The organism is Fulvitalea axinellae (genome assembly GCF_036492835.1).
Taxonomy (GTDB): domain Bacteria; phylum Bacteroidota; class Bacteroidia; order Cytophagales; family Cyclobacteriaceae; genus Fulvitalea; species Fulvitalea axinellae.
The window spans coordinates 3,620,889-3,645,792 of record NZ_AP025314.1; the positions used below are offsets into that span (position 1 = coordinate 3,620,889).

The 24,904-nt window shown below is 47.0% G+C and carries 19 protein-coding genes; 8 read left to right on the forward strand and 11 right to left on the reverse strand.

Going from position 1 to position 24,904, the window contains the following annotated elements; translation table 11 throughout:
• Positions 1-229: 229 nt before the first annotated feature.
• Positions 230-973 (forward strand): hypothetical protein, encoded by a 744-nt coding sequence (locus AABK39_RS13690; RefSeq protein WP_338391902.1) that lies wholly within the window; start codon positions 230-232, stop codon positions 971-973.
• Between the two features lie 67 nt (positions 974-1,040).
• Here AABK39_RS13690 and AABK39_RS13695 read toward each other — a convergent pair whose 3' ends face one another.
• The 4 genes from AABK39_RS13695 to AABK39_RS13710 form a co-directional block, all read right to left on the reverse strand.
• Positions 1,041-1,298: a cytochrome b5 domain-containing protein gene (locus tag AABK39_RS13695; protein ID WP_338394690.1), complete on the reverse strand. Its 258-nt coding sequence runs from the start codon at positions 1,296-1,298 to the stop codon at positions 1,041-1,043.
• 71 nt (positions 1,299-1,369) lie between these two features.
• Positions 1,370-4,552 (reverse strand): translation initiation factor IF-2, encoded by a 3,183-nt coding sequence (gene infB / locus AABK39_RS13700; RefSeq protein ID WP_338391903.1) that lies wholly within the window; start codon positions 4,550-4,552, stop codon positions 1,370-1,372.
• 40 nt (positions 4,553-4,592) lie between these two features.
• Positions 4,593-5,834 (reverse strand): transcription termination factor NusA, encoded by a 1,242-nt coding sequence (gene nusA / locus AABK39_RS13705; RefSeq protein WP_338391904.1) that lies wholly within the window; start codon positions 5,832-5,834, stop codon positions 4,593-4,595.
• A 10-nt stretch (positions 5,835-5,844) separates the two neighbouring features.
• On the reverse strand, positions 5,845-6,333 hold the full coding sequence (locus tag AABK39_RS13710; protein ID WP_338391905.1) for a ribosome maturation factor RimP: 489 nt from the start codon (positions 6,331-6,333) through the stop codon (positions 5,845-5,847).
• A gap of 318 nt (positions 6,334-6,651) precedes the next feature.
• Between AABK39_RS13710 and cysS the strand changes: the two genes are divergently transcribed.
• From cysS to AABK39_RS13725, 3 genes are all read left to right on the forward strand, one after another.
• The gene (gene cysS / locus AABK39_RS13715; protein ID WP_338391906.1) at positions 6,652-8,151 is read left to right on the forward strand and encodes a cysteine--tRNA ligase; all 1,500 of its coding nucleotides are present in this window, start codon (positions 6,652-6,654) and stop codon (positions 8,149-8,151) included.
• Entirely contained in the window at positions 8,135-9,157 is a 1,023-nt protein-coding gene (locus AABK39_RS13720; protein WP_338391907.1) for a M28 family peptidase, read from the forward strand. Before cysS ends, AABK39_RS13720 begins: the two co-directional genes overlap by 17 nt.
• A 177-nt stretch (positions 9,158-9,334) precedes the next feature.
• The gene (locus tag AABK39_RS13725; protein ID WP_338391908.1) at positions 9,335-10,105 is read left to right on the forward strand and encodes a hypothetical protein; all 771 of its coding nucleotides are present in this window, start codon (positions 9,335-9,337) and stop codon (positions 10,103-10,105) included.
• A gap of 70 nt (positions 10,106-10,175) precedes the next feature.
• Here the strand turns inward: AABK39_RS13725 and AABK39_RS13730 are convergent, their stop codons facing one another.
• From AABK39_RS13730 to AABK39_RS13740, 3 genes are read right to left on the reverse strand one after another with little or no spacing between them, the layout of a single operon-like run.
• Positions 10,176-10,802: a hypothetical protein gene (locus tag AABK39_RS13730; protein WP_338391909.1), complete on the reverse strand. Its 627-nt coding sequence runs from the start codon at positions 10,800-10,802 to the stop codon at positions 10,176-10,178.
• A gap of 22 nt (positions 10,803-10,824) precedes the next feature.
• The gene (locus tag AABK39_RS13735; protein ID WP_338391910.1) at positions 10,825-12,276 is read right to left on the reverse strand and encodes a SusD/RagB family nutrient-binding outer membrane lipoprotein; all 1,452 of its coding nucleotides are present in this window, start codon (positions 12,274-12,276) and stop codon (positions 10,825-10,827) included.
• Positions 12,277-12,303: 27 nt separating this feature from the next.
• Positions 12,304-15,459: a SusC/RagA family TonB-linked outer membrane protein gene (locus AABK39_RS13740; RefSeq protein WP_338391911.1), complete on the reverse strand. Its 3,156-nt coding sequence runs from the start codon at positions 15,457-15,459 to the stop codon at positions 12,304-12,306.
• Between the two features lie 750 nt (positions 15,460-16,209).
• On the opposite strand from AABK39_RS13740, the gene AABK39_RS13745 reads away from it, so the two are divergent.
• Positions 16,210-17,022, forward strand: a complete 813-nt coding sequence (locus AABK39_RS13745; protein ID WP_338391912.1) for a transcription elongation protein SprT — start codon at positions 16,210-16,212, stop codon at positions 17,020-17,022.
• Here AABK39_RS13745 and AABK39_RS13750 read toward each other — a convergent pair.
• The 3 genes from AABK39_RS13750 to AABK39_RS13760 all read right to left on the reverse strand — a co-directional run bounded on the left by AABK39_RS13750 (position 17,017) and on the right by AABK39_RS13760 (position 19,741).
• Positions 17,017-18,453 (reverse strand): hypothetical protein, encoded by a 1,437-nt coding sequence (locus AABK39_RS13750; RefSeq protein WP_338391913.1) that lies wholly within the window; start codon positions 18,451-18,453, stop codon positions 17,017-17,019. The two genes, AABK39_RS13745 and AABK39_RS13750, sit on opposite strands and share 6 nt — an antisense overlap.
• Positions 18,450-19,163, reverse strand: a complete 714-nt coding sequence (locus tag AABK39_RS13755; protein ID WP_338391914.1) for a glycosyltransferase family 2 protein — start codon at positions 19,161-19,163, stop codon at positions 18,450-18,452. Before AABK39_RS13755 ends, AABK39_RS13750 begins: the two co-directional genes overlap by 4 nt.
• A 173-nt stretch (positions 19,164-19,336) precedes the next feature.
• Entirely contained in the window at positions 19,337-19,741 is a 405-nt protein-coding gene (locus tag AABK39_RS13760; RefSeq protein WP_338391915.1) for a hypothetical protein, read from the reverse strand.
• 583 nt (positions 19,742-20,324) lie between these two features.
• Between AABK39_RS13760 and AABK39_RS13765 the strand changes: the two genes are divergently transcribed.
• The 3 genes from AABK39_RS13765 to AABK39_RS13775 all read left to right on the forward strand — a co-directional run bounded on the left by AABK39_RS13765 (position 20,325) and on the right by AABK39_RS13775 (position 24,260).
• Positions 20,325-22,157, forward strand: coding sequence for an ABC transporter ATP-binding protein (locus tag AABK39_RS13765; protein ID WP_338391916.1), 1,833 nt, complete (start codon positions 20,325-20,327; stop codon positions 22,155-22,157).
• Between the two features lie 248 nt (positions 22,158-22,405).
• A complete protein-coding gene (locus AABK39_RS13770; protein ID WP_338391917.1) occupies positions 22,406-22,696 on the forward strand; it encodes a hypothetical protein in 291 nt (96 codons plus the stop codon).
• A gap of 34 nt (positions 22,697-22,730) precedes the next feature.
• Complete coding sequence (locus tag AABK39_RS13775; RefSeq protein ID WP_338391918.1) at positions 22,731-24,260, forward strand: YifB family Mg chelatase-like AAA ATPase; 1,530 nt, start codon at positions 22,731-22,733, stop codon at positions 24,258-24,260.
• A 7-nt stretch (positions 24,261-24,267) separates the two neighbouring features.
• Here the strand turns inward: AABK39_RS13775 and AABK39_RS13780 are convergent, their stop codons facing one another.
• Complete coding sequence (locus AABK39_RS13780) at positions 24,268-24,873, reverse strand: histidine phosphatase family protein (RefSeq protein WP_338391919.1); 606 nt, start codon at positions 24,871-24,873, stop codon at positions 24,268-24,270.
• Positions 24,874-24,904: the final 31 nt, after the last annotated feature.

Below are 24,904 nucleotides of genomic sequence, written 5' to 3' on the forward strand. Positions count from 1 at the left end.
TTTTCTTTTTTTCCCTTTCTCTTTTCGCAAACTTATACACCTTTTATTTTTCACGAGATAGTAATATCCCTCCTAAAAGCCCCCTATCAAAAGCACTCACCCACAACCGATTAACCTTTTTTAACAGTAAGGCATCACTCTTTTTTACTATTCTTGATTAAATTCATTCCGATATAAAAAACATCATTACTTCTTTCGAAATCAGGTCTTTACAATAAAATTCTACACGATGAAAAATCACGCCTACTCTCTTTCCCTGTTTTTGCTCCTTTCACTTTTCAGCGTCAACGCTATCTTCGCACAAAGCCAACCGAAGACCGAAATCAAGATAAAATCCATTACCAGAGACGCTGACGGCAACGAAAAAGTCACCGAAAGAATCTACCATTCGATGGAAGATTACAAGGCAGACACCAGCGAGTTTAAGCGCAAACACTCAAATTTCGCAACTATTAACATTGACAGCGCCGGTACTAATCAATTCTTCGGAAATGGTGATTTCCAAAAAGATATCTTTGAAAAGGTAGAAAGCATGAGCAGAAATTTTAATGGAGATTTCGACGAGCTGTTCAAACACTTTGGGAAAAACAACTTAAATGTAAAACCACGGCCCAATAACAATTTCTTCTCATCTCCAATCACGACAGCCCTTAAGCCTATAGACAATAAGGCCGCTTCCAAAATATTTCCCGAGGCCTCACCTTATCACAAAGAATTCAGCTTTAAGTCGATCTCAACCTCTTTGGCAAATGATAACCTAATCCTGCGCTTTGCGACGGGAACGGGTGATCTAAAAGTCAGCCTTACGGATAAAAATGGCGATTATATCTTTTTGGATCATAGAGCCGATTTTGAGGGAGAATATATGCAGAATATCAACCTCCGAAACGCCAAACCCGCGGAATACCTGTTGCAAATTAGCCAAGGAAAACGCTCATGGAGCCAGATCCTGAAGCTGGAAAAAGCGGAATAGCGTGTGATTTTTTAAGGGGGCGAAAACGATTCGGACGGTTTCGCCCCGATGTTTTCACCTCTGTTTTTCAATGAGGATTCCAGTTCTTGAGCCTCGCTATGGGTTTATACTTGGCGAATACCCGCTCGTTATGTGGCGCGTCAGCTAGTTCTTCTGTCAAATCTTGGCCAGCCCAATGTTCATAGTGTTTGCCGTTTCTCCAAAGCTTCGATTCCGTCATATCATAAATCAAGCCTTGGTACGAACACCAAATCTCAGGCTTGTCTTGCCCATTACGCAAAGCCAACTGTCCTCTCGAATATTCCGGCAAAGTATCGGTCTCCATCATCAAGATTTTGGATATAAAAAAAGCCTTCTCCGCAATGGAAAAGGCTTTTGTATTTCAGTAAATATCTATTAAAGCTTACGCTTAACTTCTTTCATTTCGAAACCTTCGATCACGTCACCAACTTTGATGTCATTGAAGTTCTTGATGCTCAAACCACATTCGTAGTTGTTCTTCACTTCAGAAACATCGTCTTTGAAACGCTTCAGCTGTCCGATGTCGCCAGTGTAAGTCACGATACCGTCGCGGATCAAGCGGATTTGGTTATTACGCTTGATGAAACCTTCGGTAACGTAGCAACCCGCAACCGTACCGACTTTCGAGATCTTGAAGACTTCGCGAACCTCGATGTTACCAGTGATAACCTCTTCCATCTCAGGATCAAGCATACCTTCCATGGCATCCTTGAGTTCGTTGATGGCGTCGTAGATAATCGAGTACAAGCGGATTTCGATCTGCTCCTGCTCGGCAAGTTTTCTGGCTCCCATCGAAGGACGAACTTGGAAACCGATCACGATGGCGTCTGAGGCCGAGGCCAAAAGAACGTCCGATTCCGAGATCTGTCCCACCGCCTTGTGGATGATGTTCACCTGTACTTCCTCGGTAGAAAGCTTCAGCAACGAATCCGAAAGGGCTTCCACAGAACCGTCCACATCACCTTTAACGATAACGTTAAGCTCTTTAAACGATCCGATCGCCAAACGACGTCCGATCTCGTCAAGTGTAATGTGCTTCTTGGTTCTGATGCTTTGCTCACGGATGATCTGCTCACGTTTGTTAGCGATTTCCCTTGCTTCACGGTCAGTTTCCATCACGTTGAAACGGTCACCCGCTTGTGGCGCTCCGTCAAGTCCGAGCACCTGTACCGGCGTAGCTGGAGGCGCTTCCTGAAGGCGAGTTCCCAAATGGTCAAACATCGCTTTCACTTTACCGAAGTGCTGGCCAGCCAACATAACGTCTCCGACTTTCAGCGTACCGCCCTGCACAAGCATTGTAGCAACATAGCCGCGACCTTTGTCGAGCGACGCTTCCACTACTGTACCTACGGCTTTCTTATCCGGGTTAGCGGTCAATTCGAGTACTTCGGCCTCAAGGAGGATTTTCTCCAACAGGTCGTCAACACCCTGACCAGTTTTGGCCGAAATTTCCTGACACTGGTATTTACCGCCCCAGTCTTCAACCAAAAGGTTAATATTTGCGAGCTCCTCACGGATTTTCTCCGGATTCGCATTCGGCTTATCCACTTTGTTGATCGCAATTACGATCGGCACACCAGCCACTTGGGCGTGGTTGATAGCTTCCTTAGTCTGAGGCATGACGTTGTCGTCGGCCGCAACCACGATAACTACCACGTCGGTCACTTTCGCACCGCGAGCACGCATGGCCGTAAAGGCTTCGTGACCCGGTGTATCAAGGAAAGCGACACGTTTTCCGCTGTCGGTCATCACGTCGTAAGCACCGATGTGCTGCGTGATACCACCGGCCTCGGTATCGATTACCTTGGCGCTACGGATATAGTCAAGCAAAGATGTCTTACCGTGGTCAACGTGTCCCATGATGGTCACGATTGGCGCTCTCGGAATCAACTCGTCTTCCTTATCTTCAACTTCCTCTACGTCGATCTCGTCTTCGGCAGAGTTAAAGTTCACGTCAAATCCGAACTCGTCGGCGATCAAAGATATCGATTCAGCATCGAGACGCTGGTTGATGGAAACGAACATTCCCATCGACATGCAGGTCGAAATGATATCGTTGACAGACACGTCCATCAGAGATGCCAAGTCGCTGGCCGAGATAAACTCGGTTACCTGCAATACTCTTGCGTCCTTCTCCTCCTGGAGCATGCGCTCCTCATGGGCCTCGGCTCTACGGTCACGCTTGTCTTTACGATATTTGGAACGGCTCGCTGCTCCACGGCCACCTTTCTTAGGTCCACCACCGCTGAGCTTGGCAAGCGTTTGTTTGATTTGTTCCTGAATCTGCTTGTCGGTAAGTTCCGCCGTCTGTGGAGTTTGCTGTCTGCGACCTCCTGGGCCCCTACGTCTAGCTCCACCAGGTCCGCCTTGGCCACCAGGGCCTCTGCGACCACCTTGGCCTCCTTGGAAATTACCACGTCCGCCACGGTTTCCACCACCACGGTTTCCGCCCGCATTACCACCGTTGCCTTGCTGACGTCCGCCATTATTATTATCGCGTCCTTTGTTATCAGCACCGCCTTTGTTGTCGGCGTTGGCGTTGTTGCCCTGCTTGTTATCGCCTGGTTTCGAAATCCGCTTACGTTGGCGTCTTTTCTTTCTGTTCTTGTTCTCGTCAGAAGAAGCAACCGGTTTTTTCTTACCCTTCTTCTCGGATGGCAATTCAATTTTGCCAAGAACCGTCAATCCCTTCAGTTGGTCGGCTTTCGCCTCAATCAGCTCCTGCCCCTCCTTCGCTTCTTCTTTTGTAGACACTTTCTCTTCCTCTGTTGCTACTGGTTGCACTTTTTCCTTTACTTTATCGGGAGTTTTCGCAACTTCCCCGGACGTCTCAGGCGCTTTGGGCTGTTCCGGCGATTGTTTTTTCTCCGGCTTAGGCTTAGGTGGCTCTTGACGTGTGGTGGCCGGCTTCTGCGCAGGTTTTTCAGCAACGGGGGGCTCCTGGGCTTTCACTGGCCGATTATCAGACTTTTTAGGCTTTGTTTCTTCAGGCTTTTTAGCTTTAGCAGGCTCCGCCTTTACAGGCTTCTCGGCAGAGCTTTTTTGCTCAGACTTGGCGGGTTGCCTTTTCTCTTCCGCTGGCTTAGACGCCGGCTTGGCGTCCAAATCAACCTTGCCCAAAACTTTTATTCCTTTAAGCTTCGGAGCCTCAATACGCTCCTCTTCTTTTTTCGGCTTGTCTTGAGTACGGCTGGCTTTATCCGCATCAGTAGTGTCCTGTGCGGGTTTCTTCTGTTTCGAAGATGAAGATCCTACGCTTTTGATCAAAAGTTCCTCCTCTTCCTCCTGCTTTTTGGCAGGCTTGGATGGAGTGTCGTTTTTGATCACCACGTCAGGCGCATGGCTTTTGCCAATTCTCAATCCGGAAGCCTCTTCCTTATCCATCGCCGAAGAAGCGAACTCCTTGCGCAACAATGAAAACTGTTCCGGCGAGATCTTAGTGTTCGGTTTATTCTCTACCCCGTGGCCTTTCCCCCGCAAGAAATCCACTATGGTTGACGTCCCAACATTAAGCTTCCGAGCCACTTGGTTCAGCCGCATCATTTTTCCTTCTGCCATACTCAAATTTTGCCTTTTTGCCTGTTTTAACTAAAAATTATTATTCAAACTCTTGTTTGAGTATCTTAATTATTTCCTCTATGGTTTCCTCTTCGAGGTCTGTTCGCCTCATGAGCTCTTCGCCACTCAGGGCCAACACACTCATAGCCGTATCGAGACCGACACGCTTGAGCTCGTCGATGATCCACTGATCAATCTCATCAGAGAATTCGCTGAGCAACACGTCTTCGTCTGCCCCTCCTTCGTTTTCACGGTAAACGTCGATTTCCTTATCGACAAGCTTACTCGCCAAACGAATATTGTGTCCGCCTTTTCCGATAGCCAAGGACACTTGGTCCGGCTTCATGAACACGGCCACGCGACCAGAGTCTTCGTTGGCTTCCATACGCACCACTTTGGCCGGACTCAACGCCCTAGAGATAAACAACTCCAAGTTGTCCGTGTAGTTAATCACGTCAATGTTCTCGTTCTTCAATTCACGAACGATACTGTGAATCCGTGAACCTTTCATACCTACACAGGCACCTACAGGATCGATACGCTCGTCGTAAGACTCAACGGCCACTTTGGCGCGCTCGCCCGGCTCACGAACGATTTTCTTGATCGTAATCAATCCGTCGAAGATCTCCGGAACCTCGTTTTCGAAAAGTCTTTCAAGGAATGACGGCGCCGTACGCGACAGAACAATTTTCGGGTTGCCGTTAGTGGTTTCCACTTTGTGAACGATGGCCCTTACAGAATCTCCCTTACGGAAGCGGTCTTTTTGGATTTGCTCGTTCTTTGGCAACGAAAGCTCGTTGTTATCATTGTCGATCAACAATACCTCGCGACCAAGCACCTGATAAACCTCAGCTACCACAACTTCCCCTACACGCTCCTTATATTTCTGGAAAAGAAGGTCTTTCTCAAGATCCTTAACCTTCTGAAGAAGCGTCTGCCGGGCCGTAAGAACGGCTCTGCGACCGAAATCCTCAAGCTTGATCTCTTCGGCCACCTCTTCTCCGATTTCGAAATCGGGCTCGATTTTCTTGGCCTCCGAAAGACTGATTTTGTCATGGTCCCAGATATCCTCGGAATTGTCGTCCACGATTTCGCGGAAACGCCAGATCTCGAGGTCACCTTTCTCCGAGTTGACGATAACGTCAAAATTGTCGTCGTAATTATATTTTTTCCGAATCATCGTCTTGAAGACGTCTTCGAGAATGCGAATCATCGTAGGACGGTCGATGTTCTTTTTCTTCGCAAAATCAGCAAATGATTCGATCAGCGTTGCGCTATCCATTGTATCCTGTTTAGAATGAGATTACTACTTTAGCCTGCTCAATAGCCGCGAAAGGGATCGTCTTCTCCGCAAATGTAACCTTTTTCCCCTTACCTTTCTCCTTTATTTCCTCATTAATCGTTATGGAGTCTTCGTCCACGGCCAAAAGTTCGCCTTTAGCAGGCTTTTCCTCCTTATCCAAAAAGGTAACTTTCAGCACCCGCCCGATGTTCTTGCGGTATCGTCTGAGGCCTTCCAGAGGGTAATCGATTCCGGGAGTGGAAACTTCCAGCACGTATTTTCCGGCAAAAAGTTCACGTTCCTCGATAACGTCGCCCAAAGCACGACTAAGCTTGCCGCACTCGTCAATGCTAATGCCGTTGTCGCCATCGAGCAAGATCCTGACCGACACGCTACCGGGCGCGGAGCCGAACACCACACCAACGACAAAATATTCCTCGTTATCCAACAAGCCTTCGGCCAGTTCGCGGATCAATGATTTGAGCTCTTCCTGCTTCATATTACAAACAAATGAAAAGAGGGGACCCGATGTCCCCTCCCCTTACGCATTCCGTAATTTTCGATGGCAAATATATAAAAACATCAACTTGAACACAAATTTTGAAACGCTTTACCTATACTAGCCGTTTCTCTCCCTTATGCGGAAGCGTTTCTCAGGGATTGAAAAAACACCTGTCCGCGTTTTGTGCACTTTTCAAATAGTCCTGTACCCCAAAAGCACGCGTTTGGCCAAGCTCCCGCACCCTAAACCGGACAGGGGCGCCACATAAACGAAAATTCATTCGCCCAAATACGTTTTATTGCTAAATTTGCCCTTATGCTTAAAGAATTGAGAATTCAGAATACGCTTACCAAGAAAAAGGAGCTTTTCGAGCCTGTTTCGGCGCCCCACGTGGGGATGTACGCATGCGGGCCCACCGTATATAGTGACGTGCATTTGGGCAACATCCGCACGTTTCTCAGTTTTGACATCGTTTACCGTTACCTTCAGCATTTGGGCTACAAAGTGCGCTATGTCCGTAACATAACGGACGTGGGGCACTTGGTCAGCGACGCCGACGAAGGCGAAGACAAAATCGCAAAAAAAGCCAAAACGGAGAATATCGAGCCGATGCAAGTGGTTCAGCGCTACACCAACGGCTTTCACCAAGTGGCGGAAACGATGAACCTTTTGCCTCCGGACATCGAACCGCAGGCTACCGGCCACATCATCGAGCAGATTGAGCTTACGCAGACACTGTTGGACAAAGGTTTAGCTTACGAATCTGAAGGCTCCGTTTATTTCGATATTGAAAAGTATTCGGAACTCGGGCACAGCTACGGAATACTGTCCGGCCGCAAAGTGGAAGACTTGCTGGAAACCACCCGCGAGCTTGACGGCCAAAACGAAAAACGCAACAAAGCCGATTTCGCCCTTTGGAAAAAAGCGTCTCCCGAGCACATCATGCGCTGGAACTCGCCTTGGAGCGTCGGCTTCCCCGGCTGGCACTTGGAATGCTCCGTGATGAGCACCAAATACCTCGGCGACAAATTCGACATCCATGGTGGCGGAATGGACCTGAAATTCCCGCACCACGAATGCGAAATAGCGCAATGCGTGGGCGCGCACGGCGAATCGCCGGCCAAATACTGGATGCATACGAACATGCTGACTGTCAACGGCACGAAAATGAGTAAGTCGAAAGGCAACTCGTTTTTGCCCGAGGAACTTTTCACCGGCAACCATCCTGTATTGGACGAAGGCTACAGCCCGATGACCGTACGTTTCTTTATGTTGCAGTCGCATTATTCCAGCACGCTGGATTTCTCAAACGAAGCTCTGAAAGCGGCCAGAAAAGGCTACCGCAAACTGGCGAACGGACTCCGTTTGGCCGAGAAACTCGAATTTGTAACGGAAGAAGGCGTAGAGTTAAACGAAAAGGCGATCAAGCAAGTAGAAGGTATCTGCGACAACTGCTACAGAGCCATGAACGATGATTTCAACACACCGAAAACCATCGCCCATCTCTTCAACCTTCTCAAGAAAATCAACTCGGTGGACACCGGTCAGCTGAAACCTTCGGCTTTGGGCGAAGAGACATTCAAGCGGATGATCGACACTTTCCTTTCGTTCAGCCAGGACGTTCTCGGTTTCAAAATCGAAAAGCCTGACCAGTTCGACGGACTGCTTGACATCGTGCTGAAACTTTACAAAGAAGCAAAAGAGAATAAGGAATATGACAAAGTGGACGAGATCAGGGGAGAAATGAAAGAGAAAGGGATCGTCATCAAAGACATGAAAACCAGAATTGACTGGGCATATGATGAGAACATTTAACAACTTTTTCAAATCGGGAATAAGCAAGGCGATTATCGTCTTGCTTTTGGCCGGACTGGCCGCTTGTGGCGCCAAAACCAAAAAGAACGAGAACATCTCGTCGGAACCGGCACAGACGCTGAAGCCAGCCCCCGCCTTCAACGCCGATTCGGCTTACGCTTTTATCCAGAAACAAGTCGATTTCGGCCCCAGAATCCCAAACACTCCGGAGCATCGCCAATGCCGAGCCTACCTTGCTTCCAAACTCAAGCAATACGGCGCCACGGTAACTGAGCAAAACTTCGAAGCCAACACTTACGACGGCACGAAACTCTACCTGACCAACATCATCGGCAAGTTATTTCCCGAAAGGAAAAAAAGAATCTTGCTGTCGGCGCACTGGGACACGCGCCCGTTCGCCGACAAGGACAAAAACGAGCCGATGGCCAGATTCGACGGCGCTGACGACGGCGGAAGTGGCGTAGGCGTAATTCTGGAAATTGCCAGGATTTTGCAAGCGAACCCCGAAACGCTAAACGTGGGGGTTGACATCGTTTTCTTTGACGGGGAAGATTGGGGAGAGCCCGAAAATTATAAAGGCAAACGAGACTACAACCAGATTTTCTGGTGCTTGGGCTCACAATATTGGGCAAAAGAAGCCGCCGCTAGCCGTTATTCCGCTTTTTACGGCATCAACTTGGATATGGTGGGTGCCAAAGACGCCAAATTCCTTAAGGAGGGAACCTCATCGCAATTTGCGCCGAGCATTTTGCGGAAAGTATGGAAAACGGCGAAAAAGCTGAACTACAGCCATTATTTCGTTAACAAAAAGGCTTTTGCCGTAACTGATGACCACCAGTTCGTTAACACAATTGCCAAGATCCCGGCTATCGACATCATTAACTATGACGGCAATGATTTCGGAGCCTATCACCATACGGTGAACGACAATATGGAGATTATCAGTAAAGAGACCTTGAAAGCCGTTGGCCAAACGGTGACGCAAGTTCTTTATGATGAAAAATAACAAGCGGGATTCTCATTCGCTAAGCAAACAGCCGGCTTTGGAAAGCCGGCTGTTTTTGTTTTACCCCAAACTCCTCCGCAAGGAAAATCCTTGGTTTAATCCAAAACCAGATCCTTATCTCAAGTTCAAACCGAAAAACAAAGGAATGGCTCGGCTGTTTCAGAACAAAAACACAGAATGTTCCTGAATCGCGACAGAAAATCGGCACGAAGCCACTCCCCACCCTCAAACACCGGCACGGCCACTTTTTGTGACAACAGACCAGTGTGTCAAGCGCAAAGGAACCTTCAGGGAATCATCAACAATAGCCAACCGATCCAAGCGGGTTTTCTGGAAAAGAAGCACGCCCCGATTCTCGACATTGACCTGAAGACAGACCAGAAATACGCTTCGCGGGCCTACACGCATAATTTCACCGTAAAGCCGGACTATATCGTAACTGAGTTCACCAGAAGAGGACGGCTTAGCAGAGGCGTTCTACTTAAGCCAGAATTAGCTCTCTTTGTATGGCAAAAAGGGGGGAAAGTAGCCCCCGGATACGAAATAGAAGGAGGAAAACCTGTTTTCAAATACCGTGACGCCAGAATAGTAGACACTGACAAAGAGTACGTGGAAAGATGCCAGATGACAAGCTCGACTGTAGAGGGAACTTGCAAGGGCAAACCAACAGAATTTGAATTAATACACCGGGAGGGTGAAGACATATCACCTAGCGAACCAGTCGCCGGCGCCACCGCCCTGAATGACTACACCAGCAGCTCTGTATTTGGATCAAAAGAAGAGTTTGAGCTGATCCACTTGAGAGGCGAATCACCCGAACCGACAGCACCCTCTCCAATACCTACGCCCGCCAGTCCGGAACAACCGAAAAGCTTACCTGAACAATATTCTTTCGACGACATTAACTTGGAAGACTTCAAAAAACAAGCGTCTGTAATCTCTAATTAAAAGAAAAAGGCTCGCTCCCATTCGGAAGCGAGCCTTTCTATATCTCGAAAACTTAATTTCAGACCAAGAATTACTTCACCTTTGTGTAAGTATTGTTTCTTACCAGTGCCGACCCGTTATAAACAAGGGTAAAATCCAGAGTAAAACCAGTTGCCGTGATTTCTCCCGATCCTGAAATCGGACCAAAAGAAGAGTTTTCAGGGAAAACAACAATTTTACCTTCAGACACTTCGGCTACTCTACATTTAATAGTCGTTCCCGTTGGCCAAGCGTCAGGAATGGCGATAACGCCCTCTCCCAATTTGCTAATCGTAACTTCTCCGCCTTCGAAAGTGTACTTTCCTTCGATATCAGCCACAGTGAACTCACCTTTTCTGTTCACCGTAAAAGTGCTTTGTCCGCGGGTAAAGCCGTCCTTGTTTGTGTAACTATGGTCGAAACGGTAAACGCCTTCTTTCTCTTTGTCGAAAGAGTTAACGTCTTCAGTCTTGTATTCAACCTCTTCACCGCTAAGCGTCACCTTCAATTCGGGATGCTTAAGTTCTTGACCGGTTTTAGAGATGGCAAAATCACCATCCGCCAACGTAAACACTGGATAGACAGTAATGTCCGAATACGTTTCATCATCGTCAGAGCAACCCGAAAAAGCCATCATAGCTACGGCCAAGCCCAAAACGGTTTTAAATATATTTTTCATTTCGTCTTGTCTTTAGGAGTAATTACTTGGCCCACCAGATTTTATCAGTCACCAACTTAACAGGTGGAGTGTTCGGGTTAGCCTGGATCTCATTGTCCGGATAAGGCAAACGTTGCGGGAACTGGTCACCTATAACAGAGATTTTAGATACGGTAAACGCTTTAGGGTAACCCGTTCTCAAAAAGTCGAAGTGCGACTCAGCGCCACGGCTATTTGTAGCCGCAAGCCATTTCTGCGTAACCACAGCTTCGATCTTTTCCTCGTCGGTACCGGATTCCGGATAAGCGTACGCTCCGTCAGCAGCCAAGAAACCGTCCGCTGACGCGGCAAAGCCACAATCGGCAAAAGACGCTTTAACTCCAGCTTCGTAAGCCCCTTTAGCCGTAACACCTGAAACTACGTCAGGAAAACGAATAGCCGCTTCGGCCTGCAAGAAAGCCGACTCGGCGGCACTGATAAACACTACAGGAGACGTAGGTTTAAGGTTCACCCTAGAAAACCCATCTCTCTTTAATCCTTTACGCTCAAAATCCCCTTGCTCCAATCCGATATGAACACCTTCGTTCTTACTTTTTGTAAAGAAGAAGTCAATTCTCGGGTCTGAGTTTGCAAGCAACTCATTAACTACCGTGGCACTGGCAACCAAGTTAACATTACCGTGTCCAGCGGCCGAAATCTCCCTTTCATAAACTGGGTTTCTCTTCTTCGCCTGATCGATAAAGTGGGTAATCTCAGCGTCACTCGCCAAAAACTGTGCCCCATCAGCAAAAAGCTTCGAGATTCCTGCCTTTGCCACATCAGGACGAGCATGGATCTGACGCATATAGATTTTCAGCTTCAGCGTATTGGCAAATCGCAACCAATTGTCCATGTTCCCGCCAAAAACGATATCGTCTTTCGATGGCTTGCCACCTTTCGACACTCCGTCTTTGTACTTCGCTACAGCATCATCAATCAACGGAATCAAACCGTCGTAGATATCCGTAGACTTATCAAATTTTGGCCAATCGGTTCCCGAAGATCCTTTCAAAGCTTCCGAAAACGGCACATCCCCGTAAAAGTCGGTCAACACTTGGAAAGTGTAAGCCTGCATAACCTTTGATATGAGGTAATATTCCAGCTGGCCGGTCTCCTCCGATTTTTCTGCAACCCAAGCATAATCCTGAAGAGCGGCCGCATACAACTCTCTCCACTCACGGTTGAAGTCCTGAGTAGTAATTTGGTACTCCTCGATACTCTGATACTGGCGAGCTTCTGGAGCTTGTGTCCAATGCTGCGACCAGATACCGCCCAAAATCTGGTAGTTCCCACCTGTCACAAACGCCGTGGCCGACATAGCCGGAGGCAAAGTCAGGTTTGGATAAGAATCGCTGGGAACGTCCGGATCTTGGTTAATATCAAAATAATCTGACCCGCATGATGTCAGTCCAAAGGCCAACACCGCAGTGAATATAGATTTTATTACTTTCTTCATCCTTTTGGTTTTTACTGAGGGAGACAATTAGAATGTAGCCTTGAGGCTAAATCCGTACGAACGGTTTGAAAGCTGGGCTCCGTAGTCACCGTACATTCTCAAGATATCACTACCCGCACCGAACGTAGATTGCTCCGGATCCGAATACACGTTACCGTCCGCAGTGATCAAGAACAAATCACGACCAACCGCCGACAATTGCAACGAGTTAAACGGCGTCTTCGACAGCAAACTCTGAGGCAATGTGTACGTGAGGCTAACTTCCCTCAACTTAATGAAATCCTTGTCGATAAGGCCTCCTCCGGCCAAGTCAACACCTCCCTCACTCCAATACTTCTGGAGATTATTACCGTCATGAGACAAGGCAATATCGTTTTCAACATACTCACCTGTCTCGGAATCAAGATACACTGAGTTTGGCACAATGTAGTTCTCGCGATCTCCTGTCACTTCACCATTACCGGTAAACAACATGATGTCCTTAGTACGCGAGTACATTACACCGCCTCTGCTCATATCGACAGTCGCACCCAAAGTGAAGTTCTTATAGCTGAACCTGTTAGTCCACCCCATTGTGAAGTCCACCTGCGAGCTACCCAAAATCTCAGGTTCGCTACTCTTAATCGGACGGCCTGTGCTAGCGTCAACAATTACTTTTCCGTCCTTAGTCCTTTTCGGTCCGATACCTTTGTACAAGCCCAATGGCTGCCCCACTTTGGCGATAAAACTCAAAGAAGAAAGTCCGCCAATGCTCTGCTCGTCGCTCTCGCCCGAAAGCTTCTCCACTTCGTTATTGTTCTTCGCAAAGTTCACAGAAGTTTCCCAACGGAAGTTATCCGTCTCGACAGGAGTCGCTGTGACCAAGATCTCCACGCCTTTGTTTCTTACCGTAGCAGTGTTCTCCGTTCTTACGGTATAACCAGAAGTGGCAGGCAACAATCTGTCAAGAATCAAGTCCTCGATTACTTTATTATAGTAAGTGAAATCAATTCCCAAACGGTTGTCGAAGAATCTCAAATCGGCACCGAGTTCCCACTCAGTCGTCATTTCGTTTTTCAAATCCTCATTTCCAGCCCTATTGCTGAGAGAGTAGCCGTTAAGACCATTCCAAGGGTAAGTCAACTCAGTGAATCCGTTATCGTGGCTAGCCTGAGTAAATGTGGTGAGGGTACGATAAGCCGGAGCGGCGTTACCCGTTCTGGCCCAACCCATACGAATTTTACCGTAATCCACGTAGTCAGAGATTCCAAACGCATCAGAGAATACGAATCCGAGGTTCACGCCAGGGTAGAAGAATGTGTTGTTGCTAGAAGGCAAAGTAGAAGACCAATCCTGACGGCCAGTCAAACTCATGAAGAGGATATCCTTATATCCCAAATCCGCACTGGCGAAAACACCGGCTGACCTGATTTTACTACTTGTTTGTGTTACTTCAGGAGCGTCACCAGAGTTCGACAAATGGTAAAAACCCGGAATACTCAAGTTCGTGATCGAAGAAGTAATCCCGTCCGTCTCGCGCTGGTTCATATTCCAGCCAACAATACCTGTGAATTCGAAATCATCCCCGAAATTCTTATTGTAAGTCAAAAGAAGGTCACTGTTCAGCTCACTGTCTCTGTAACGGCTTTCCGAATAGCTACCTGGCGAGTTCTGTCCTGAGTTCGGGCCAGCAATCTCAAGCTTTGGAGACCAACGTCTGACTTTACGTTCTGAGATATCCGTACCCACTTTCCAGCTAAGGCGAAGGTTATCCTTAATAGCGTATTCGAACTGGAAGTTTCCGAAGTAACGGTTGGCGTCCAGTTCGTTTCCGAAATTATCCAACACAAAATACGGGTTCAACAGTCCGTAAGGAGTGAAATAGCCTTCCAAATCGTTGAACTTGTTATTGTAGTCTTTGAGTTCCGAAATCGGAATATCCGCTGGAATCTGCCACAAGCCGTTAAGAACAGACGTTCCCTGTCCGCTTGAAACCACGCTTTGCTCTGTTTTCACATAGTTGAAAGAACCACGAACAGAGAGTTTTTCAGTCAATTTAGCTCCACCACGAAGCGAGAAGTTGTGACGCACGTACGAATCCACATCCGTAGGGTATGTTCCGTCAGCGTTTACATTACCGTACGAGAAGTAGTAGTTCATCTCGTCATCGCCAGCACCCAATGAGAGTGAGTTGCTGTAAGTTGTACCTGTCTCGTAGAAATCTTTCACATTGTCTTCCACGAACTCGTAAGGCTTCACGCGTTGCTCGTTATCTACAACGTTACCCCAAACGCGAGGCTTTCCGTCGTAAGCGTCACCCCAAGAGGTGTTCTCATCCGGCGCCGCGTGTCCTTGCCAACCTTGGCCATATTTTTTCTGATACTCAGGAAATTTCAACGGGTTGCTAAACTGCACCGACGAATTGAAGCTAATCTGAGCCTTTTTGCGGTCGCCTGTCTTACCGTTTTTGGTGGTTATCAAGATAACTCCATTCGCTCCTCTGGATCCGTAAAGCGCTGTGGCCGAAGAACCTTTCAGAACCGTCACCGAAGCAACGTCGTTAGGGTTTACCGCATTCGCACCGTTTGCGAAGTCCACACCGGCGTTCAAATCACTTGACGCACCGCTTGTACCGTTATACATCGGCACACCGTCCACTACATACAACGGCTGGTTTGAGCCTGTGATAGTAGACATACCACGCAAAAGTACGTTACTTGACGAACCAGGGGCCCCACCCGCACTGCTGATCTGCAGACCGGCCACTTTACCTTTCAATGCCGACATTACATCTTGAGGCGCAGCTTCGGTAAGGGCTTCGCTCTTCACGGCCGTGGCCGAATAACCAAGACTACGCTCTTCACGCTTGATACCGATCGCCGTAACGATTACCTCGTCAAGCTTTTTCAGGTCAGCAGACATCGTAACATCTATCTTCGAACGGTTTCCAATCTCAACCTCCTGAGTCGCCAAACCAATAAAACTGAATGTCAGGATATCTCCATCAGAAACAACTACCGTATATTGACCCTCAAAGTCAGTGATAGTACCTGCAGTCTTGCCTTTTACCTGAACGTTTACGCCAGGTATCGGCTCCCCATCCTCTTCACTAATCACAGTACCTGTGACCGTCTTCCCCTGCGCCCAAGCAAAGCTTGAAAACAAGGTCAGAATCAAACTCAATAGAAGTACCTTTTTATTCATACTATATTTATGTGTTATTGCTTTACAGGTAATGTCATTTTCAACTTACGCAGTCTCGAAACCACCCTTCAAAAAGCCCGTGATCGGAAGCTTCTGTAGAGCCAACAATATGTCAGTACCCATAAATGAATGTGAAAAATCATGAACGAAGGCGCAATTTAGAATCTTATTTCAAAATATGCCCACCTATCAATATAAAAAGCGGACATCCGACTCAAAAACAATCAATTATTCTACATTTTTTCATAACTATAACAATTTTATTTATCATTAAATAGATTTAAATGCATCTAGTAATTAAAAATTATGATACTTAACAGCATATTTAATGAATATTTCTAATCATATTTCTATTTGTATATATTTTTTTAACCCAAACATAATACTAAATATGCTTTTGGTAATTTTTTACCCGTTTTTCGAAATTAAAATCAACATTACCGTGAATTACATATCAATTTCACATCGAGCGGAAGTCGAAAACCAAGGAAAACACACCTTAAAAAGAAGGAATGACAACAAAAAAACGACTACCCACCACCTCTGCAACCCAGGAAAAACAAGGCGTTAAAAACAATTCAAAAAACTAATTTAATGCAATTGGACATCCCCTTTCGGTTGAATTCAAACAAACTAGTCAAGCAAAAAACACAACCTATAAAATCGCCAAACCAAGACCACCCCGCATAGATAATCACACAAGGTTCCCATCATTTATCTTGCTATATTGCTTCAAGAACATAAACAGCAATGGAGAATCAACTAAGAGAACTACTAAACGCACACGTACCGCAACCCTCCGTGGACTACTGCGTCCAGTTTTTTTCGGACAACCCCTTCAATTTCAAAATAACACGAAAACGCCTCACCAAATCAGGCGATTACCGCTACGACCCACGAGACAGCTCCCATACCATAACTATCAATGGAGACCTTAACCCATTCGCATTTCTTATCACTTTCATTCATGAATGCGCCCACCTTAAAGTCAAAAAGGCTTTTGGTAACAGACTCATCAAACCACATGGAAAAGAATGGAAATCGGCGTTCCAAGAGTTGATGCTCCCGTTATTAAACAAAGAGACATTCCCGATTGACATCCTGCGCCCGCTTACCAACTATATGTTGAATCCCAAGGCGTCAACACATTCCGATCACGCATTAAGCTACGCATTGTCAAAACACAATCCGGAAGGCCCAAGCACAACCGTAAGGGATATAGAAACAGGAAAACTGTTTCGATACGAAAGTAGCGTATTCGAAAAAATGGAAACTCGACGCACCAAGGCCCTCTGCAGGAATGTGCAAAACGGGAAAAGCTATCTTTTCACATTGCACGCTCCTATCGAGCCAATAAGCGAAGAGAACGAAACAAAACTGAAATCAACCCAAGAGATCAACAGCTACGCAAAACTTAACGATATAAAAGAGGGCGCCCTCTTCAGCTTCAGAGGACGCCCTTTTCAAAAGAAACAACTCAGAAGAACAAACGTCCTCTGCGTCGATCAAAACAACAAGCGGGAATACCTTATACATAAAGACTCTGTGGTGAGTCCGTTATAGCTCTTTTACCGTGGCCAGTTGTTCCGGTATTCCGTAAACAGTAAATACGTCATTACTGAAAACCACCCGCAAATCGGAAGCGTCTGCGCGTCGCCCTTCCACAACATAAAGTTTTGCGCCAAGTTCTCTCATCACACTTTCATTCGGATTCATATACCGAACCGCTTGCCTTCCGGTCAGCATATACATCACCCTCGGCTTTTCGAAAACAACTCTGTCTTCCTTAGCCGTATTGTTTTTTACATATTCGAAAATCTCAACAGATTCTGCTCGGCCGATTTTATCGCTATTCTTGTTAAAAAAAGCGTTCCCTGTATATGCGGTTGAGAACACGCAACTCACCAAGACAAACCCAGCAAAAGACATCCTCGCATACTTTTGAGAAAAAAGCCTATTCAGGCCCACAAACAAGTAATAAAAATAGAACGGCGTAATCGGCAAAACAAACCGAACACCTTGTCGAGACGGCCAAATGATGTATAACAACAACGTCATCGCAATATACAGGAGGAAAAGCGAATCTTTTCGGAATCGTCCCCACATCCCCAGCAACACAAAAAATAACAGCGAAACGGCGACAAGCTCTCGCCCCAAAACCGGTACTTGAGAAGGCATTATCACGTCTCCAGGCAAGGTGGCATAGTACCAAACATTGGAAAACACTTGCCCTAACGTCACTTCATCCAACAGCGACTTATAAGATCCGCCACCACTTCCATAGAAAACAGCATTCACCAAAAACACGCCCACAAACACAACCAACGGGATCAACGCCTTCCAGTTCGCTTTTATATATTTTCGGAATTTAAGGATGGAAGAGAAATCCAGCAATAACCGAGACAAACCTAACGCCCCCAACAGCAACACCCCGTTTACTCGCAATAAAAACGAAAAGCCGATGACCACCCCAAGCAACACCTGCCTAAACACACTCTCCGATTGACCATATCTATCCGCCAGAAACAACGCCCACAAACTGACCGCAACAAACGGAATATCCGAGTTAATCACGTCCACCATATATAAGGTGTTAAAATTAAACGCAACCAACACCGCAACCAGAAAGGCCCAGACCTTCCGCTCTACTCGTTTTTCAAACAACTTATACGTTGCCCAACCTGAGAAAAACATAGACAGAACAAGCACAACTTTCATCATCAGATAATCCCGACCAAAGGACGCCACCACTGGCAACAGCATCAAAGGCAAACCAATGGGATATAGATCCGGTCCGTTCGGAAAATCGGAAGCCCGCATACTGAAGCCGTTCACTTCCCTCAACACCTCCGTACTACCATCGAGCAAAGCTTCCGCCTGCATTATATATAGCGCGAAATCGCCTCCCCAATTGTGCCCGCCATCAATCACCAAAACAGCGAAAAGTACCGACAACAACAGGAGAACCACAGGAGCGCCCCAACGAAATGTCATTTACTCCAAAGGTTATATTTCAGAATACAGTAAATAGCCCGAAAACCGTCTTTCCAGTTGATCTTTTTACCTTCCGCATACGTCCGCCCATAGTAGGATATGCCCACTTCGTAGATTCTCACGTTCGGTATTCTGGAAATTTTCGCCGTCACCTCAGGTTCGAAACCAAAACGCCTTTCCTTCAACTTCAACGACTGAATCAAAGGCGTGCGGAACAGCTTGTAACACGTTTCCATATCCGTCAGATTCAGGTTCGTAAACATATTGGAAAGGAAAGTCAGCATCTTGTTACCTCTCGAATGCCAAAAGAAAAGCATCCTATGCGGATTTCCTCCCACAAAACGCGAACCGTAGACCACATCGGCAACACCTTTCAGCATTGGCTTCAACAGTATATTGATTTCCTCCGGATCATACTCCAAGTCAGCGTCTTGCACAATCAAAAAATCTCCTGTAGCCGAAGCGATTCCGGTATGCAACGCCGCCCCCTTCCCCTTATTCTTATCATGCGTCTCATACACACAATCCAGCTCGGGGTTATCGGCCAAAAACTTTGAGATCACACCATCAGTGCCATCACTGGACGCATCATTCACCACTATAATTTGTCTTGACACTCCATTTAGCGGAATATCTCTCAGTCGCTCCAACACGCCACGAACAGTGTTCACCTCATTGTAAACGGGAACTACAATCGATATCTTTTTCATTAAAAAAGCTAGTCATACACACACAAGCTCGCAAGTACACTAAAAATATACTAAAACAAAAATGGAAATAAGACTCTAAGTTTCGGATGCGAAGCCTTGCACGAACCCAGCTTTTCCTCACTCAAAATGAACGAATAGGTTTCGCACCCGAATTAAAATGAACGACAAAGGATTCAACTCAGCGAAAACAACTGATAACGCCAGCGCTTAGCTTGCTCATAACTGTCAAAACAGCGAAAAACCAAGCGCTCCCCTTCATTTCGAGCCTTGTAATCAAGGATTGCTTGTCGCGAGAATACATTCTCAGGCAAAACATACACGATATACCTCAAATCCGACTCGATCATTTCGTCCACCGCTTTATCGGAAAACTCAGCGTACCGGAAAGGCAACACGCCTTGTTTTCTGGCGTCAACCATTATAGACACCACGCCCAGTTCTTTCACCAGCCTGGACTGAGCCTCAATCCCTTCCTTGTAAGCTTTTTCACTCGCAAACCCGCTCCAAACGCAGGTCAAACTAGAATGTTCCTTATCATACTCGATCACAAGAACAGCACTCTCATAAACTTTTACCATCTCCAAACATATTATCAATGCACATCCTCTCAACATCCGGACATACCGGTCCGGATGCGAAACCCAGATCACACGCTACCAGCGATAAAAAACGACCTTAGGTACTCTCTCTTCCGTTCGACGCCTTCCCACACAAAGACCTCCGAACAGCTTTTAAGCGATAACGCACTCTTCCTCTTTCAACGCCAACTGAAGAAAACTCTTACTAGGGCCATAAACACATCGGCAAGAGCTTCTTAGTCGCTCACCCGAACCTTTCTTAGTGTATTTTTTAATAAAAAAAACACAACAACAAGGTAGCGGTCACATTTTCAAACAAAATTCTACATTATGAAGAAAAGCCTACCGAGTGCTAAAAACAGCTATCGCTTTCCAACAACACTTGAGAGAATATAGGAGATAATCGAAGAAAATAACAAGGCGAAACAAGTCAAGTATGCACATTTGTTCGAATACGCTTATTTTTTCTACCAGTACCACACCAAAACGACTTTAGACCGCTCCAAATACCCGCCCGCATGTCCCAAACCGTTTTTTTTCGGTAAATTGCCCCAAAATTGGATTTTGTCTTAAACACCGATAGATGAACACCTACTTAAGAGTACTGGGCTTTGCCAAGCCCCTGGGGACCCGCGTCCCACAATATCTCTTTTTCTCAATTTTATACTCCGTATTCAGCCTAGGAAGGCTTGCGCTTTTGATGCCTGTGCTCAAATTGCTTTTCACACCTGATAAGGTCAGCGCTGACATTGTTACCGAACCAACTTTCGACATAAATTCCCCAGGACAATATTTCTCAGACCTGTTCAACTATTACTTCACGCCTTATATAAAACAGGGACCTTTGGAAGCCCTTGAATTTGTATGCGTTATCTTGTTTGCGTCGGCGATGTTATCATCGCTATTCCGTTATCTTTCGGATCTTATTCTGGCCAAGATTAGCGCCTCGACTCATTACAACCTCCAAAACGCAACCTTTGGAAAGATCAACGCCTTAGAGTTGGGCTTCTTCACCAATGAGCGGAAAGGCGATATAATGTCAAGAATGACTAATGATATGGTTCAAGTCAACTCTACCATTGTCAGTTCCATGACCGTTATCTTCCGCGAGCCAATCCTGATTATCTCTTATTTTGGAGCATTAATCGCTATTTCTCCAAAGCTGACGATTCTGGCCCTTCTCGTTCTTCCTTTATCCGGAGGATTGATTGCCAGTATAGCCAAACGCCTAAAGAAAAAAGCTAAAAAGAGTCAGGAGTCTGCGGGAAAAGTGACTGTCATCCTAGAAGAAGCTTTATCTGGCATGAGAGTGATTAAGGCTTTCAACGCCACATCATTCATCCTTGAAAAATTCGCTAGGGAAACCCGAAGATTCAAACGCCTTACGATCAGCATCGCACGTAGACGTGAGTTAGCAAGCCCCTTGTCTGAATTTCTAGGCATCGTGATTATCATTGGTATTGTTCTTTACGGAGGAAAGATCATCCTTACCGAACAGGAAGTCGGATTGTCCGGCGATAGCTTCATCACCTTTATCGCCATATTCTCCCAAATCCTCACTCCCGCCAAAAACATCTCGAAATCCATGACCAATATTCAGCGCGGAATCGCGGCGGCCGAAAGGATCTTCGAAGTAGTGGACTCTGACCCGAAGGTCAAGGACAAGGAGGGAGCTATCAAATTGGAAGCGTTTAACAACAGTGTGGAATTCGATAACATCAGCTTTGCCTACACTGACGATCTTGTTTTGAGAAACATCAACCTCAAAGTGGGGAAAGGCCAAACACTGGCTTTGGTCGGCCCTTCGGGCGGAGGAAAATCCACTCTCGCCGATTTGGTCCCTAGATTTTACGATCCGGTAGACGGGAGTGTGAAAATCGACGGGCTTCCGCTTACCGCTTACGAAACGGATTCCCTGCGCAACCATATGGGAATCGTTACCCAAGAGTCGATCCTGTTCAACGACACCGTTTACAACAATATCAGTTTCGGAATTCAGAACACGACCCAAGAAGAAGTGGAAAAGGCGGCGAAAATTGCCAACGCCCACGAATTCATAGAAGGTCTTGAGGACGGATACCGGACAATGATCGGCGAAAGGGGCTCCAAACTTTCCGGCGGACAACGCCAACGCCTCAGCATCGCGAGGGCGGTACTCAAAAATCCGGACATCCTGATTCTGGACGAAGCCACTTCCGCTTTGGATTCCGAATCGGAAAAGCTGGTACAGAACGCTTTGAATAATTTGATGAAGAACAGAACCGCTATCGTTATCGCCCACAGGCTGAGCACGGTACAACACGCCGACAAGATTGCGGTAGTTCAAAACGGCCAAATCGCCGAAGAGGGAACTCATGACGAACTGATGGCGAAAAACGGAGTTTACAGCAAGCTTATCGCTATGCAAAGTCTCTAAAAGAACCTAACACAGCCCGGGCAAAGGACCTTGTTCGGGCTGTTCACTTCCCTTGATTTCTAAAACATAAATAGAAACTTTCATTAACCACATCCCGAAAAAGTCATTTCTAAAGCCCGAAAAGTTGATTTTTTAATTATTTTTGACGCTCGGAATCTTTCTCTTAGGATCGTTCGAAGGTTCCGCTGACGATGTTCCACCTCTTTCCGGGAGTGAATCCGGGGTTGAATTTGACCTGAAGTTACTTTATGAAGAAAATCAGACTTGTTTTAGCGATCGTCGGACTGCTGACCCAAGGCGTTGCGGTTTACTTGTCTTGGGACATCTCCGATATTTTTTTCCTGATCCTGGATAACCTTCAGGCGTTTCAAATAGGAACAGTCATCAGCCTTTTCATCTATACCGGTACTATTGCGCTTTTTATCACCAACGACAGGGCCCAAAACCGCTCACTAGAAGAAAAAGACAAAGAAATAGAAAAGCTACAGGCCGATTTGGCCGAAATGGAAGAGAAATTGAAGGAAGCTACAGCATCATAACAAAACTAAAGCGTCCTTACCTCATCTCTCCATTATGCTATCAAAAACTTTCGGAGCAGCCGTTTACGGAGTCAACGCCGTTGTCATCACCGTTGAAGTCAGTGTCGGGCAGGGTACCGAATTCTACATGGTCGGCCTGCCGGACAGCGCCGTAAAGGAAAGCCAACAACGGGTAGAATCCGCTCTGAAATATAACGGCCATTACATGCCCCGCAACAGGGTGGTGGTAAATATGGCTCCCGCCGACCTCCGCAAAGAGGGATCTTCCTATGACCTTCCCATCGCCTTGGCAATCATGAACGCCTCCGGCCAACTCAACGCAGACATCGAAAAGTATATGATCATGGGCGAATTGGCGCTTGACGGCGCTTTGCGCCCGGTCAAAGGCGTACTGCCCATAGCCATCGAAGCCCGCAAGCAAGGGTTCAAAGGCTTTATCCTTCCGGAAGATAACGCCTCCGAAGCAGCGATCGTCAACAATCTGGAAGTGATCGGCGTAAAAAACATCTCGGACGCTATCGACCACTTGGAAGGCACAAAAATCATCGAGCCTACCACCAAAGACACCCGAGAGATTTTCGAATACGAATCCGGAAATTTCGAGCTGGACTTCGCCGACGTAAAAGGTCAGGACAACATCAAAAGGGCGTTGGAAATAGCCGCGGCCGGAAGCCACAACGTATTGATGATCGGCCCTCCCGGCGCCGGAAAAACTATGCTGGCGCAACGCCTGCCCTCCATCCTACCACCGCTAAGCCTTAGTGAAGCCCTCGAAACAACCAAGATACATTCCGTAGCCGGAAAACTTGGAAAGCAATCTACTTTGGTGGCTACCAGACCGTTCAGGGCTCCGCACCATACTATCAGCGACGTGGCCTTGGTAGGAGGCGGAAGCGTGCCCCAACCCGGCGAAATCTCCTTGGCCCACAACGGGGTTCTTTTCCTTGATGAACTTACGGAGTTCAAGCGCTCCACTTTGGAAGTAATGCGCCAACCGCTGGAAAACCGGGAAGTAACCATCTCGCGGGCCCGAATCTCCGTCGATTTCCCGTCAAACTTTATGCTGGTCGCCAGCATGAACCCTTCCACCAAAGGATTTCAGGGCAAGGACGACTCATTCTGGAACCACGAAACCGTGATGAAAGCGATGAGCAAAATCAGCGGGCCTCTGCTGGACCGAATCGATATGCACCTGGAAGTTTCTCCGGTTTCTTTCGACGAAATGACATCGGCCCAAAAAGCCGAACCAAGCGAAGTCATCAGGCAACGGGTAATTTCGGCCAGGGAAATCCAGAACGAACGCTTCGACAGCCTAACCGGAATCCACTCCAACGCCATGATGGGCCCACGCCAGATCAAAGACCACTGCAAAGTGGACCAAAGCGGCATAGCGTTAATGAAAGCCGCCATGAACAAGCTCGGCTTCTCGGCCCGGGCCTATGACCGTATCCTGAAACTGGCGAGAACCATAGCCGATTTGGCCGGAAGCCCGGAAATCCGGGTCGAACACTTGGCCGAAGCCATCCAGTACCGTTGTCTAGACCGAGAGACTTCCACTGTCTAAGTGAAGATTATACCCGCTGGTCATGCTCCAAAATCCGGAACGTCCCGCCAACGTATTCCAAAATATACAAGCTCAAATTCGTGTGCGTAAAGCGCTCCATCTCGCTTAGGCTTCCACCGGTCAACCACGTCAACAGAATCTTTAGCGCACGGCCGTGAAGACAAACCAAAACGTTTTTCTCTTCGACATTTTCCATAATCCGCTCCATTGCCTCTTGTTGGCGCTTCACCACATCCAAAGGCGATTCGCCCTCGGGCATAGCGCGTTCATAATCGCCCCCAGCCCACGCTTTGAGCGTGCTCTCATGCGTCTGCCTTTCCTCCGGTGACGGAACTTTGCCTTCGATTATCCCCCAAGAAATCTCGTTTAGCCCAGCCAACCTTTCCATAGGCACCCCGTTCTCAACAAACGAAGCCACTGTCTGCGCGGTCCGCTTAAGCGCCGAGACGTACACTTTGTCAAAAGGAACGTTTTTATGCCTTTCAAAAAACGTCTCCGCTTGCTTTTTGCCTGTCTCGTTCAAATCCGCGTCCACGCCGCTACCTTGCATTACGCCTTTGGTGTTCAGATCCGTCTGACCGTGTCGCACCAAGTATATTTTCTTACTCTCCAATTTTTTTTGCTACATTTGTTTCCCGTCAAAT